The sequence below is a fragment of the Metallosphaera javensis (ex Hofmann et al. 2022) genome (assembly GCF_022064045.1).
Lineage (GTDB): Archaea > Thermoproteota > Thermoprotei_A > Sulfolobales > Sulfolobaceae > Metallosphaera > Metallosphaera javensis.
Map to the genome: position 1 here is coordinate 229,799 of NZ_JAKNCW010000001.1, position 14,218 is coordinate 244,016.

The 14,218-nt window shown below is 46.3% G+C and carries 15 protein-coding genes and 1 rRNA gene; 6 read left to right on the plus strand and 10 right to left on the minus strand.

Annotated elements, in window-relative coordinates:
• Positions 1-47 precede the first annotated feature (47 nt).
• The 7 genes from L3N51_RS01485 to map all read right to left on the minus strand — a co-directional run bounded on the left by L3N51_RS01485 (position 48) and on the right by map (position 6,062).
• A complete protein-coding gene (locus L3N51_RS01485) occupies positions 48-1,742 on the minus strand; it encodes a glutamate--tRNA ligase (protein ID WP_255775968.1) in 1,695 nt (564 codons plus the stop codon).
• A gap of 5 nt (positions 1,743-1,747) precedes the next feature.
• Complete coding sequence (locus tag L3N51_RS01490) at positions 1,748-2,416, minus strand: phosphoglycolate phosphatase (protein WP_238024829.1); 669 nt, start codon at positions 2,414-2,416, stop codon at positions 1,748-1,750.
• Positions 2,413-3,579, minus strand: a complete 1,167-nt coding sequence (locus tag L3N51_RS01495) for an HD domain-containing protein (RefSeq protein WP_238024830.1) — start codon at positions 3,577-3,579, stop codon at positions 2,413-2,415. The genes L3N51_RS01490 and L3N51_RS01495 overlap by 4 nt, the downstream gene beginning before the upstream one ends.
• A 31-nt stretch (positions 3,580-3,610) precedes the next feature.
• A 5S ribosomal RNA gene (gene rrf / locus L3N51_RS01500) occupies positions 3,611-3,729 on the minus strand.
• A 33-nt stretch (positions 3,730-3,762) separates the two neighbouring features.
• Positions 3,763-3,957 (minus strand): hypothetical protein, encoded by a 195-nt coding sequence (locus L3N51_RS01505; protein ID WP_255775992.1) that lies wholly within the window; start codon positions 3,955-3,957, stop codon positions 3,763-3,765.
• Between the two features lie 6 nt (positions 3,958-3,963).
• Positions 3,964-5,109, minus strand: a complete 1,146-nt coding sequence (locus tag L3N51_RS01510; protein ID WP_238024831.1) for a DUF1512 domain-containing protein — start codon at positions 5,107-5,109, stop codon at positions 3,964-3,966.
• Positions 5,110-5,168: 59 nt separating this feature from the next.
• Positions 5,169-6,062, minus strand: a complete 894-nt coding sequence (map, locus tag L3N51_RS01515; protein ID WP_238024832.1) for a type II methionyl aminopeptidase — start codon at positions 6,060-6,062, stop codon at positions 5,169-5,171.
• Between the two features lie 52 nt (positions 6,063-6,114).
• Between map and L3N51_RS01520 the strand changes: the two genes are divergently transcribed.
• The 4 genes from L3N51_RS01520 to L3N51_RS01535 are packed head-to-tail and all read left to right on the plus strand — an operon-like array spanning position 6,115 to position 10,568.
• Positions 6,115-6,795: a metal-dependent hydrolase gene (locus tag L3N51_RS01520; protein ID WP_238024833.1), complete on the plus strand. Its 681-nt coding sequence runs from the start codon at positions 6,115-6,117 to the stop codon at positions 6,793-6,795.
• 4 nt (positions 6,796-6,799) lie between these two features.
• Positions 6,800-8,197, plus strand: a complete 1,398-nt coding sequence (locus L3N51_RS01525) for a phenylalanine--tRNA ligase subunit alpha (RefSeq protein ID WP_238024834.1) — start codon at positions 6,800-6,802, stop codon at positions 8,195-8,197.
• Entirely contained in the window at positions 8,197-9,819 is a 1,623-nt protein-coding gene (pheT, locus tag L3N51_RS01530; RefSeq protein WP_238024835.1) for a phenylalanine--tRNA ligase subunit beta, read from the plus strand. Before L3N51_RS01525 ends, pheT begins: the two co-directional genes overlap by 1 nt.
• Positions 9,819-10,568, plus strand: a complete 750-nt coding sequence (locus L3N51_RS01535) for an alpha/beta fold hydrolase (protein ID WP_238024836.1) — start codon at positions 9,819-9,821, stop codon at positions 10,566-10,568. The genes pheT and L3N51_RS01535 overlap by 1 nt, the downstream gene beginning before the upstream one ends.
• On the opposite strand, the gene L3N51_RS01540 is transcribed toward L3N51_RS01535, so the two are convergent.
• A complete protein-coding gene (locus L3N51_RS01540; protein ID WP_428846150.1) occupies positions 10,542-11,342 on the minus strand; it encodes a nicotinamide mononucleotide deamidase-related protein in 801 nt (266 codons plus the stop codon). The two genes, L3N51_RS01535 and L3N51_RS01540, sit on opposite strands and share 27 nt — an antisense overlap.
• Before the next feature lie 38 nt (positions 11,343-11,380).
• On the opposite strand from L3N51_RS01540, the gene L3N51_RS01545 reads away from it, so the two are divergent.
• Positions 11,381-12,586 (plus strand): PLP-dependent aminotransferase family protein, encoded by a 1,206-nt coding sequence (locus tag L3N51_RS01545; protein ID WP_238024838.1) that lies wholly within the window; start codon positions 11,381-11,383, stop codon positions 12,584-12,586.
• Between the two features lie 3 nt (positions 12,587-12,589).
• Here the strand turns inward: L3N51_RS01545 and L3N51_RS01550 are convergent, their stop codons facing one another.
• On the minus strand, positions 12,590-13,417 hold the full coding sequence (locus L3N51_RS01550) for an alcohol dehydrogenase (RefSeq protein ID WP_238024839.1): 828 nt from the start codon (positions 13,415-13,417) through the stop codon (positions 12,590-12,592).
• Between the two features lie 53 nt (positions 13,418-13,470).
• Between L3N51_RS01550 and L3N51_RS01555 the strand changes: the two genes are divergently transcribed.
• Complete coding sequence (locus L3N51_RS01555) at positions 13,471-13,827, plus strand: hypothetical protein (protein WP_238024840.1); 357 nt, start codon at positions 13,471-13,473, stop codon at positions 13,825-13,827.
• Here the strand turns inward: L3N51_RS01555 and L3N51_RS01560 are convergent.
• On the minus strand, positions 13,804-14,190 hold the full coding sequence (locus L3N51_RS01560; RefSeq protein WP_238024841.1) for a hypothetical protein: 387 nt from the start codon (positions 14,188-14,190) through the stop codon (positions 13,804-13,806). The two genes, L3N51_RS01555 and L3N51_RS01560, sit on opposite strands and share 24 nt — an antisense overlap.
• Positions 14,191-14,218: the final 28 nt, after the last annotated feature.

Here is a 14,218-nt window from a genome sequence, read left to right on the forward strand (position 1 = left end):
TTCCTATGTCGTCACGCCGTGCAATTTAAGCCTCGAGAATTAAAAAGTTACTCATGTGCGAATATCATGGTAATTCCGCTAGGCGAGATACTATCGACTCTAGCGAATCCGTAGCGAACTAGCTGAACAATATCCCCTGCTTTCAGGTTCTCAAAGTACCTTTCCCCATATCCCTTTATCTCCTCTAGGTTCTTCTCGGGATCTGCCCTTATCACGATCACGGGTTTGCTATCGCTCTTCTTTACCCACTGGATTATGTCAGCCCCCATTCTCTTGGCTGACTCCAGATCCTGACTGATGAACCTTAAAGCGTCTCCTTCTATCTTCACGTTGCAAAGATCCATGAGTCTAACTATCTTCCCCTGTTCAACGTCATCTCTGTCCAAGTAAATCTCATCGCCGGGCTTCACCGAAATCTCCCTGAACTCCTGTTTGGACGGGATTAAGGGTACTTTGGCTTTCATTTCCTGAGGAATGTCCAGCTTGAAGGCAACTCCGTCCTTGACGAACATCAGTCTCTTGGCCACGGGGTCCAGAAGTTTCCTGTTAACGGAAGCTATGTTGTCGAAGCTAATCGTCGCGTCAGTTACTTTCAGTCCCACCTGTATTATGATCTCCCTCACTGTGTCCGGTATAATCCCCCTCCTCCTTAGCCCCGCCAGCGTAGGCAATCTGGGGTCATCCCTTTCCGATCCTGTCTCCAGCATTCCCCTTATCTTGGACTTACTCATCATGAAGCCCTCAAGTTTCAGTCTTCCGAACTCCAGGACTGTTGGCATTTCCCAGCCCATATAGTTGTAAACCCATCTCTGTTTCTCGGTATTTGTCATATGTTCCTTTGCACGTAGAATGTGGGTTATCCCAAACTCATGATCGTCCACCGCGGTGGCAAAGTTGTACGTGGGCCAGACCCTGAACTTGTCCCCAGTTATGGGATGGGGGTTCCTCCTGGTGTCGATAATTCTGAGCATGACCCAATCAATCTTGGACGGATCTGGATCCTCAGGGTTGGTCTTTATCCTCACAACAGCCTTACCCTCGTCAAAATCGCCATTTAGCATCCTCTCCCACAACTCTAGGTTGACTTCAGGTGGGTTGCTCCTTGGTTTGTATTCCGCCATCTTCCTTGCGTCCCTATGGGCCTTAAACTCGGAATCGCTGAGCGTATCAACGTACGCAACCCCCTTCTCCAGCATCACCTTGGTTACCTCGTAGTAAGCGGACAATCTCTCAGAGGCCTTGAACTCGAGATCCCACGTTATATTCAACCATCGTAGATCATCCCTGATCCACTGGTAAGCCTCCTTGATTGGTTTCTTTACCTTGGGATCAGTATCGTCGAACCTAAGAATGAACTTTCCATTGTACATCTTGGCATACTCGAAGGAGAGGACTGCGGCCCTGGCGTTCCCCAAGTGAAGAGGACCATCGGGATTCGGAGCGAATCTGGTGACCACGGTTCCCTTTACGTTTGGTAAAGGAGAAAGGGTCTTTTTCTCTTCCTTCTTTCTCTCCTCAAGCAGGTCAGGGTACCTCTGGATCTCTGCCGTCTGCTGTTCCAGAGTCATTGAGTTTACCTTGGCTACCACTTTCTCGGCAAGCTTAACCACTTCCTTTGCATTGGCCTTTAGCTCAGGCTTCTCCGCAAACACCTTGCTCACAACTGGACCTACCTGGGCCTGTCCGTTGTGCTTGACGGCATTCCATAACGCGTATTTATATACAATTTCCTCTAGTTCCATTACGATCAACTCAGTAACATTTCAATGAATTCCATAACTCCTGCTCCGCTTTTTAATTTAAGTGAGATGGAAGCAACTTTCTTCAGCTCCGGATCTGCATTGGAGACAGCGGCTGTAATCCCAGCCTCCCTAAACATTTCCACGTCGGTTCTGGAGTCCCCTATGGCGCCGGTTTCCTCCTTGGTGACCTTCGCGAGTTCAAGTAGTTTCCTCACTCCAGCTCCCTTCCCCCCAGGTTTACCAGATAGGTGAAGAGCGTAACCACTACTCTGTACAACTAGTCCTCTCTCCTCCGCCCACTTGATCATTTCATCTTTCAATTCTGCTGGTGTAAATCCAAAATCCGATTTTCTGAACTCGTTCTGCCAGCTTTCCTTGAGGTTGAATACCTTAGCGAACTCCGAGACTATATCTCTGGAGAGCGTCTCGCATACCCTATATGTGACTCCTTTGTAAAAAACAAAACAACCATTTTCCGCAACAACCCCTCCAGTCAATCCCAGATAATTGTGTAACCCCCTCAACACAGGATAGGAATTCCCACTTACGAGGGCCACTTTTATGCCTGCCTTTTCTGCTCTCCTCAGTGCCCTGATAGCGTCTATATCCACGACATAGGTGCCCCTGTCTTCGGTTAATGTACCATCTAAATCGGTTAAGAGCATCTTAATCAAATTAATTCCCTAGCTCTATTGACAAACCTTCTATCGACATAAACTCTTCTAATGATGAGCCTCTCGGGTATTGACCTAAGTAGGGTGGGATAACTATCTAGGCCTATTTCCTTGTCCTTGGAAATCACCCTTATCCTGTCCTTATCCAGTATTGAGATTTTTTCTTCAAAGGGGTAAAGAGAATCGGGAGGAATGAACTTGACTAGCCTCTCTGTGATCTCCTTGAATTTGGTATCTTTCTCGTTGTCGTAACCAATTTCCTCGTAAACTACCTTGGGCCCTCTCCTGTCAAGGAAATCCTTAATCATCTGCGATGTGACTGAGTTGGGATTGTTCGAATAGCACCTATAGAGGGAGCCAAAAACCCACTCGTCATCCCAGTAGGGAAAAGTTCCTCCCTCTATCATTCTCTTTACATCCTCAACCTCCAGCCTAGTCTCGCATTCCTCCACAAGTTTAGAGTAGATGCTCCTCAGGAACAGCTCGTATCCCAGGATCGTTTTGTGATAGTATACCGCCTGGTACATGTGAAGCCTTGAGAGATAGAAGTTCTCCAAGCTTATTATTCCCTTATCCTGGATAGAAATTCCGTTTTCTCCATATGAGATAGTAAAAATAAGTCTATCTAGATCTATCCTTCCCAGTTGAATCCCAGTATGCGTCGAATCCCTTATCAGGTAGTCCATTCTATCCACATCAACGTCACCGTCAATCACAGAGGTTAACATACTGGTTCCGTTGAGGAGATCCCTCACCTTTCTATGATCTATTCCAAATTCGTCTAGGACATCCGATATGTAATTTTTTATAACCAGCTCCCTGAGTTCCTTGTTTCCGAGACCCTTGGTTATGTAAAAGCTCTCTATTGCATGACTGAAAGGAAACTGACCCAAATCGTGAATTAGGGCTGCTATCTTGACAAGGTTTAACTCCTCGCTATTTATTGTACCTTCCTTAACTAATTTGTTTCCAATTTTATCGGCAAGGTAGTACGTCCCTAGGGAATGGCTGAACCTAGTGTGAGTTGCGCCCGGGTAAACTGTGTATGCAAGGCTGGTCTGCCTGATTCTTCTAAGCCTCTGAAATTCCGGTAAGTCCACCAGTTTAACCGCTAAATCGTCTAGCTCGATGGTCCCATGAACTTCATCGAATACCCTTTTCATATGCAGAAATAAGAAATGTAAAATTAAAAGTCCATCCCAGTTTGGGGTAGCTGCGGGCCCTTTCGGATCCCACCGCATCCCCAACGCGGAGGACTTTACTTCCGGGTTCGAGATGAGTCCGGGTGTTGCTCCCCCGCTATGACCGGGTGGACAATCTCTTATTGTTCAGCCTTCCTTAAAAAATTATTTCTTAGATGTTACGGCCTCAGCATATATCCCGGCAATGTAGAGCGGGCCGTTATCTTTGGGACAGTTGCCCACGAGCTTGAGTACAAAGTCACCTACTTGGAAGTCTCTTTCTTGAGTATAGTCGCATTGCATGCATTTTATGAGAGTCTTGACCTTCAGATTCTGCTTGGAGTCAACACTTATTGCCACTTTCCATCACTGGGCTATACCCGCCGTGTTACCTACTCCCACAACCACCACAGTGCTTCCAGGTTTTGTCCTTTCTAGGATGATCCTCTTTACATATTCTATTGCTTTATCTGCAGCTTGATATACCTCTTTCCTCATTTCCGTAATGGCCTCCTCCATGCTCATTTTAACAATGACTGCGTCAATTGGTATTCCATACTTCACTGCAACCCTCTCTATGGCTATCTTCTCTGGCCCTGGGTCACCCATTGCAACACCCATTCCCTCGGCCACAGAACCAGTCTCCTCTCCCTCAAGCTTAAGCGCCGCATCCACTGTTATTATTCTTGACACTCTTCCGCCTTCTCTCTCAATCACGTTTTGCACTCCCTCACCTGGAGTACCCACAGTAGCCATTGGGCCTTCTGCCTTCACCACAACTACCTTCCTTCCTTCAAACTCTATCGACCCAGCTATGGTATCCTTACTTACAGTGAACTTCTGATCGGCTTTCATTAAGAACCTTGAGGCAACTAAAGGTCCTAAACCATCTCCTATGGGTATTCCCTGAAGGAAGACTTTCTGTGCCTTGGCATAGGCCTCCGCGTATTTCACGTATATGGGAGCCACCATCTGAAGCTGATACATTATCATGATGCTGTTCAGTTTCTTCGCCATGATTAGGTAATGCCTAATCACCTTGTAGATCAGGTTGAGCGCATTAACCACTTCTGTGGAAATTTCTATTTGACTCCTTGTCATGGGATCAATGTTAGGGTTCACAGCGGTTATCATTTCCCTCACTGTGTCCTCGTTGGACCTCATTAGAAGCTTCATCCTGTTTATGATGTCAGTGGGCTCAACGCTAACTGGGTCAATAACGAACCTGTCTATTATCCTGTCCACGAAGGCCTTTGGATCTGCAAATCCCTTCTCCTTTAGAAGCTTTTCAGTGAGTCCTCTGGAGTCCTTCAGGTATCCCTCGATCATCTGAAGTTTCTGTTCAACATCTCTGCTAAGAAACATGATTTGGGTCTTCTGCTGAACTCCAGGGAAGAATGAAAGGGCTAGAAGGGCTATGAAAAATATGTAAAATATATATGAGAACGCCAAGGCTGCCCCGCTTTGACCTTGACTACTGGTCTGTGCAAGAGCTATTATTAATCCATTCATAATGTTCGTATAGACACGCGTTTGTGAGAAATTAAACTTTTATCAAAGTACCAGTAACCTCAGGTTAAAACAAGCGTTCCCTTCTCGTCAACGTAAACCGTGTGTTCAAACTGGGACACCATCCCCCTTCTAACCTCCAGGAGGACCGGATATGCGTGAAGGGCACCGCGCTTGCTTAGGGTCCTGAGAGTTTGTTCAACCTCCTCCTTGCTACCCAGGTCTGATAGCCATCTCTCTGAGAAGGGCAAGGTCTTAAATCTCCTATCAATTTCCTCCAGGTATTTCCTTTCAGTCTCTGTTAGACCCCTCACCTGTTTCAATCTTAATGAGTAGATTGTTACCTCCTTCCCCTCAACCACTTCTCCTCCACCGTCAGTAGCGAAGGGCTCTATGGCGTAAGTGTTACCTCCCTGAATCCTCCCGGTGATTCTCTCGTAAACGTTAGGCACGAAAATACCTGCATGGAGTTCATATCTTCGAATGAGGTGCCCCCCAAGGTTCCTTACGGGTTTAAAGCCGTATCCCCTGATCGTTTTCTCAATAACTTTTCCTATATCTGACAGTGAAGCCCCCATCTTAAAATTGGAGATAGCAGACTTCAATGCATCCTTAGCAGCATCAGCTAGCCTCTCCATTCTGTCATCGAGGTAGACAGTTACTGCGGTGTCCGTTATGTATCCCTCTATATGGGCACCTATGTCCAGTTTCACAATTGCGCCATCAGGAATTACCTTCTCGTCCCCTATCACGGGGCTATAGTGTGCAGCTTCGTGGTTAATGGAGAGATTGCAGGGAAAGGCAGGCCTTGCTCCAGCCTCAATTATGGCCTTCTCAACAGCCTCACAAACTTCAATCACCTTAACTCCCGGTTTAATCATTCTGGCCCCAAGATCCCTGGCCCTAGAAGCAATCTCACCAGCGGCCTTAACAAGCTTTAATTCGTCCTCGGTCATGGAAAGATAATACGCGAATGAAATTTTTATTTTTAGTCTAATACAATGTCCCATGTCTCAAATTAGATGGTTAGGTCATGCGGCAGTGGAGGTTCTCATTTCTGGAAAGAGGGTTGTAATTGACCCCTTGATAAAAGACAATCCCCTATCTCCAGTAAAGCTTAACTATCTGGAGGGAGTCAGCGTCGTTGGGGTAACCCACGATCATTATGACCATCTTGGGGATACGGTGGAGATATTGAAAATGAATAATGAAGCAAAACTATTTGCGACCTTTGATCTAGAGATGTATCTAGTTAATCAGTTTAAGGTTCCTGAGGCGCAGCTTATTCCCGCCAATGTTGGAGGCTATGTGGAATATGAAGGGATAAGGCTGGCCCTGACTAAGGCAGTTCACTCAAGCGAACATAGTGACCCCACAGGGATTGTGGTATCCGATGGCCGTACAACCATATATCACGCAGGTGATACGGGACTCTTTGAGGACATGAGGTTGATAGGCCAAGTATTCCAGCCGGATTACGCACTCCTACCTATTGGTGGAAGATTCACCATGGATCCTAAGCAGGCGGTGATTGCGGTGGATATGATAAAACCGAGGAAGGGTGCAATCCCCATACATTTCAACACGTGGGACATGATAAGGGTTGACCCCCAGGAGTTTGTGAAGGGAGTTAAGGAGAAGGGCTACGAGGCAATTCTGTTACAGCCAGGTCAGTCAATCGAGTTGTAGCGTAATGCTCAGTGAGAACGAGCTTAAAATCTTGGATTTTTTGAGAAAGAGAAAGGAATCGACTTCCCAGGAAATTGGGGAAGCAACAGGTCTTCCTCCAAGCTCTGTTTTCAGTATTATTGCAACTCTGGAATCCAAGGGTATAGTGAAAGTAATCTCAGAGGAGACCAGAAGGGTGGCTAGGTTAACTGAGGAGGGTAAACTGAGGGCTGAACAGGGTTTACCAGAGGATCGTCTGGTTTCCACTCTCAATGGTAAGCCGGCTAAGATACAAGAATTGAAAAGCGTCCTTGGCAAGGACTTTGAGATAGGTTTTGGATGGGCTAGGAGAAAGGGGCTCATAATCGTAGAAAATGATACTGTAATACCCAAGGTCTCGAGTCACGTCTCACCTGAGTACATTGCGCTCAAGGATCTTCAGGCCGGAAAGGAAATTGGAAGGGAGATGCTGGATTCGCTCGTCAAGAGGAAGCTGGTTGAGGTAAAGGAGGAGAAAGTTTTGAAGGTTCAGCTGGTTAAGGACGTTGAGGTCAGACCAGCGGAGCTCTACCTAACCCATGAAATGCTTACAACAGGTTCATGGAAAAATTACGAGTTCAAGCCATATAACGTGGAGGCCGATCCTCCTTTCTTTCCCATAGGCAAGACACACTACTTCAGGGATTTTATAGAGAAGGTGAAGGACCTTATGGTTGGATTGGGTTTCGTGGAGGTGTCTGGAGAATTTGTGGAGACAGAGTTCTTCAATTTCGACATGTTATTTCAGCCACAGGATCATCCTGCCAGGGAAATTCATGATTCCTTCGTAATTGAGGGAAGAGGGAAACTACCAGATGGGGACCTCGTTAAAAAGGTAAAGGAGGTACACGTGAAGTGGTGGAGGTATTCGTGGAGTGAGGATAATGCCAGGAGGCTTGTTCTCAGGAGCCAAACCACCGCGGTCACTGCTAGGGTACTAAGTGGTGCACCTAGGGCAATAAGGGCCTTTACAATAGGTAAGGTCTTTAGGCCAGATTCCATTGATGCTACCCATCTCATAGAGTTCCATCAGATGGATGGGCTGGTTGTGGAGGAGAACTTCACGTTCAGGGACCTCCTTTCCACTCTTCGTGATATATTTCAAGGGCTGGGAGTTAAACAGGTGAAGTTTAAGCCGGGCTACTTCCCGTTCACAGAACCCAGCGTTGAAGTCTATGGTTTTATTGATGGCCTTGGTTGGGTGGAGATGGCCGGTGCTGGACTCCTTAGAAAGGAGGTTACGGAGCCTGCAGGTGTTTACTCACCGGCCGGCGCATGGGGAATAGGAATAGACAGGCTGGCCATGCTCTTCCTAGGTGTCAAGGATATAAGGGATCTGTACTCGCTTGACATAGAGTACCTGAGATCAAGGAGGGTGATCTGATGCCAACCATAAACCTTAACAAGTGGATATTGCAGGACTTGACCAGGCTAAATGAACAGGAGTTAGTGGATTACCTCTTCAGACTGAAATCTGAGGTATCGCCGGTGAATCAGGACGAGTATTCCATAGAGGTTAACGCCGATAGGCTGGACATGCTTAGTCTAGGTGGGATAGTCAGGGCACTGAAGGGAATAACAGGTAGGGAATTGGGGGAGCCAAAATACACAGTAAGGGACACCGATTACGTGTTGGAGGTGGAGAGAGTACCCTCAAGGCCCTACGCTCTAGCCTGTATCGTTTATAACGTGAAACTCAACCCGGACCTTTACCTGAAGGAACTCATTCAATTCCAGGAGAAACTACATGATACCATAGGCAGAAGGAGGAAGAAGGTTGCAATTGGAATTCATGATCTTCAGAAAGTTGAGGGGAAGGTGATAAGATATGCCCCAGTGCCTCTTTCCACCACCTTTGTCCCTCTCTACCAGGAAAAGGAGATGAGCGTTAAGGACGTGCTTCAGGAAACACCTCAGGGGAAACAGTATGGGAATATTTCAGTTTGGGATAATTATTCGCCTGCCATAATGGATGAAAAGGGTATTCTGAGTGTGCCCCCTGTGATTAATTCTGACAGGACCAGGATCACTGAGAATACTAGGTCACTTCTGATAGATGTAACGGGTACCAACTTCGACTCAGTGGTGGAGACAATGGATCTTCTGGTAACGGGGTTGGCTGAGCTGGGAGGGATAATAGGAAGGATTAAGGTGAAGGGGATGAACGTGGAGACATCGCCTGTATTGAGACATACTCTAGTTCCGTTTAGTCTAGAGGACGTGAACAGAAGACTGGGCATTAATGTCTCTAAGGATGAAGCAGTAACCCTCATCCGTAGAATGCGAATGGAAGTTGAGACAGGAGATGGGTTGGCTGTTGTGGTTCCACCTTACAGGGTGGATATAATGAACTACACAGACGTGGCAGAGGACATAGCGATGGCCTATGGCTACGATCGCTTCACGCTGGAGTCCAGGCGAGGCATGGTCACCGGATCACTATCGGAGAAGTCTGAAATTTACAGGAAGCTGAGAACACTTCTCATAGGAGCAGGATTTCAGGAAATATATACATTAGTCTTGACAAAATCTGATTATCAGAGGGGTGAAGTTGTGAGGATTGCTAACCCCATCTCAGTGGAGTATGATTCAGTGCGAAACTCGTTACTCTGGAATAGCCTCCTCTTTCTCTCCAACAATCAGCACTCTAGGTTTCCTGTGAAAATATTTGAGATAGGCGAGGTTGTTCGGAGGGACGAGAATAAGGATACCAACTACGCCAACGCGACTAGGTTGGCCGTGGCCATCATGGACAGCAAGGTCAGCTATGAAATGCTTCAGTCCCCGCTTCACCAGGTCTTACTTAACCTTCTAGGAATAGCCCCGTCTTACAGGCGTGTAGACAATGACATCCTCATGAAGGGCAGATCAGCCGAAATCATACTTAGGCACGAAAGAGTTGGGGTAATTGGTGAGGCCAATCCAGAAATATTAAGAAGTTTTAATTTGCTATATCCTGTGCTATTGGCAGAACTTGACTTGGATGCATTGAGGAGGGTGATATGATGCCAGTTCTAGAGTTAGCTGATGTAGACCTCTATTACAGGAGTGATGGAAGAGGAAAACCGCTGGTCTTGGTACATCACCTAGCCGGTTCTACTTTAAGCTGGGAGTTCATGATTCATGACCTGGCGTCCAGGTTCTGGGTCATCACATATGATTTAAGAGGTCATGGAAAGAGCTCAGTTCCTCCATCAAGATATACAATATCTGACCACGCTCAGGATTTGAAGGCATTGTTGGAGTATCTTGGTGTAAAGGACCCAATACTAGTAGGTCACTCAATAGGTTCTCTAATTACAATGGAGTACGCCCTGAAAAATTCAGTGAGTAGGCTTGTTCTCGTGGGCGCACTATACAAGGCACCTGATCCAATACCCTATATGAGGTATATGGACATCGCCACCAGATTCGGCATGGAGGCGTTGGCATTTTACAGGAGATTGAACGGAGAGATTCCCGTCAAGATAACGGAATCATTTTCTCTGTGGTCCAGATTCCTGCAAATCTACAGGGGCACTTCCGTGATAGGTTACATTAATACGGTGAGGGGACTTTTAGAGTCTCCAAATTATGAGTCAGAATTGGAGAAGTTGAGGGATTCTGCGCTAATCTATGGAAGTGAAGACAGGTTAAAGGCGAATCTGGACGTCTTCAAGAGGGCTGGATTCAGATATTTTGAGATTAAAGGAACTGGGCATTTCCCGAACCTGGAGAGTCCAGAGGAGCTACTGAGAATTCTCTACTCCCTCTAGTATAGTCCCTCCCAGCTCTCTTACAATAGCCTTTACCCTTTCGTTCACTCTCCTTACAGTATCTCTCACCCTTTCAGCATTTTCACCACTGTAGGCAATCTGGATCTCTAGATACGGTTCCCTTGTTTCGTGACCCTTTGGATGGGTCTTAATATAGACGCCGGTCTCCTTTACGACACTCTTGACGTGAGGAGCAAGAGCGGACTCCATTACCCCCTTAACAAGAAAACTTTCCTCGTAATAGTGAACAGGAGGTCGTCTGGCTAACCTGTTCAGAAAGCTCTCCAGAACGTTCTCCATTTCCTTAGGCACGCCTGGAGTGACTACTATGTCCGTTCCATTTACGTTAAGGGTGAAGCCGGGAGCTATACCTGCCTCATTCCTTATGGGTTTTGCCCCCTCTGGCAAGAGTGCCATTTTCAGTCTCTCCTGAGTTAGGGGTAGACCTTTAGCCTCATACTTCTCCCTCAACTCCTTGAGCGCTTCATCATTCATGACTAGAGGCCGGTTAAGCCCCTTGGCCAGTCCTTCAGCGGTCATATCGTCATATGTGGGTCCCAATCCTCCACTGACCACCACAATGGTAGGGCTTCTCGCCAAGATCTCCCTTATTGCCTTGGATATCTCATCTAGGTCATCTCCGATAACAGTGATCCTCCTCACGGAGAAACCCATTACCGTGAGCCTAGACGCGATATGAGAAGCGTTGGTATTTACAGTTCTGCCAGTTAACAGCTCATTTCCTATAGTTAATACCTCTGCCGTATATAGCATACGCATAATAATAAAAGCCATATCGAACTATAGAATTTATGGGCAAATGGGAAGGCTTCTTCTCAAATGAAACCAAGGGGCTCAAATCCTCGGAGATAAGGGATCTACTTAAGCTCACTGAAGGAAGGAATGTGATAAGCTTTGCCGGTGGGTTACCAGATCCCTCTACCTTCCCCGTAGAGGACATAAAGAAGATAACGGACGAAATTCTAGATACAAAGTCCTCGTCTGCTCTTCAGTACACGGCAACCGCTGGAGTCTCAGAGTTGAGGAAAGAACTAGTTTCATTCACTGGCCTGAGGGGTATCACTGGAATTAGTGAAAATAATATTTTCGTGAGTGTTGGAAGTCAGGAGGCCCTTTTCATCCTCTTTAATGTCCTTGTGGATCCTGGAGATAACGTAGTTGTTGAAAAACCCACCTACTTAACCGCCCTTAATGTACTTCGCACAAGAAAGCCACAATTCCACGGAGTTACGGTTACGGATAAGGGGCCCGATCTACACGCTCTAGAGTCCCAGCTGAGGAAGCTTAAGTCAGAGGGAAAGAAGGTTAAGCTCATGTATGTTATTCCCACAGCGCAAAACCCCGCTGGAACCACCATGTACCTAGATGACAGGAAATATCTCATGGAGCTAGCCTCTTCCTACGACTTTCTTGTAGTTGAGGACGATGCGTATGGATTTCTGGTGTTTGAGGGGGATAACCCTCCGCCCCTGAAAGCACTGGATAAGGAAGGGAGGGTAATCTATCTCGGTACCTTCAGCAAGATTTTGTCTCCGGGGTTGAGACTGGGTTGGATCGTCGCAGATGAGGAAATAATCCGAGAAGTTGAACTGTTCAAGCAAAACGTGGATCTTCACACGCCCTCGTTAAATCAGTTCATAGCTGCAGAGGCCATAAGGAGGGGGGTTATACAATCCAACTTACCCAAGACTAAGGCCCTCTACAAGCAAAAGAGGGACTATATGATAGGGGCAATGGATAAGTACTTTCCCTCGATAGTAAGGAGGACGAAGCCCGTTGGTGGAATGTTCGTGTTCGCCTGGTTGCCCGAAAAGTTCAATACCACACAACTACTTCAGGAGGCCATGTTGAAGGGAGTAGCGTACGTGCCGGGTAACAGTTTCTATTACGATTACAGCGGAGCGAATACCATGAGGATAAACTTCAGTTTCCCAAGCAAGGATGAGATAGAGAAGGGAATTGAAATTTTAGGTAATCTGATAAAATCCAAGTTGTGAGTTTTAGCTTAGTGATTTTTTCACATTTACTATAACTCCAGGTTTTGGAGTGGGTATTGAGGCAAGGACGTTTTCTGATTTACCAACGAAATTCTTGATCATTTTGTCGCTCTCCTTACTATCTAGATATTTGAATGCGTCCTTTCTGACAGTGGGATAAACAACCTCGCTGGAGCTAGGCATGAATGGTGGCCAAGAATTCATGAACTTCGGTATTATTATCTTCCCATCGGGGCCGATCATTTTTTCCGCCAGATATCTAGCCCATCCTCTCACAGTGGAGACAATGATGTAATCCCATTTCCGTTCCATTGCAGAGTTTCTAGAGGAGCCATCATCCTCCACCATAACCAGATCTCCGATTAAATCTGCAAGTATCCTGGTGATTAATCCGGTACCCATGGCAAGAACAGAACCACCTCTAACTCTTTCCTTGATTTCAAGCGCCATGGAGATCAATGGAAGGAGTAATGCCCTCTCGTCAATTCCCTCAGGTAAAATAACGACCGAATCCACTGGTACGACCGCCCTTTCTGCCAGCACGCCGTGAGTTTCAGTCCCTATGCCTCCAAAGGAACGGGAGTAAGGCATAACAAGAGCAAGCTTCCCCATAATTGACTGATCAACATCAATACCCACATCTCTAACCCTTCCTAGACCTATCCCTCCTAGAATAGTGCCAGGTCTGACCCAGATTAAGCCCAGGTATATCCCGTTTTCAATTCCGTCAACTAGCGCCTGTTCCGTGGATAACTCCACAAAGTTTCTGCCCACTGGTATTTCCGGGACTTCAGCCTTAATAATACCCTGGTTGAACACTACCGATTTCATTTAGGACAAAAGCTGTGATGAAGTTAATAGAATTAAAGTTGAGTGGAGTTTGAATGCGTGCAGTTCACAATATAAGTAAGGAGTGTAGGGAGAAGATAGTGGAGCTTCTGCTGGAGAAGAGAAGTAAATCCGAATTAGCCAGAGATTTAGGTATATCTCCTGCCTCAATTGTCAAATTTTATAAAGGTAGAACGCACGCTAGCGACTTGACTATTTTGAGGGCATTGAATGTGGCAGATGAGGAGGAGAAGAAGGCTATAGCACGTCTAATTGTGGACGATCTTGTTGAAAGTTTACTCGACGTATTATCGGAAAACCAAGATTTGCAATCTGAAAAACTCGATCTCTTGAAGAAGACACTTGAGGAAAGGGATAAAAGAAGGATACTAACTTCTCTTGGCCTCGTATAGAGGGCATGTGATGCAGAAATGGGGATATTTCTCAACTACAACGTGCTTGACATTTTCTCCTCCAGCCTCTACGTACTCTGAGCTTAAACCTATCCTCTCCGGCTCGCTCACGTTCCACGCGTTGCACCTACCGTTCACCGAATGTCTACAGGTCTTCGATTTCCACACTCCCTGAACCTGGGCTATCTTTAACCAAGAGACGAAATCCCAGAGTCTCTGTATATCTTCCCTTATCTTTTGGACGTTGTCGCTCTCTTGATCCTGATGTATCTTTAGTTGTTCCTCTAACCTCTTTATGTCAAGCTCTATATCAGTGGGGGATATCAACATAATACTTGGCTTAAGATTATCCTCTACACTCATGATTACCTCATTGTCATAATATCCTTTT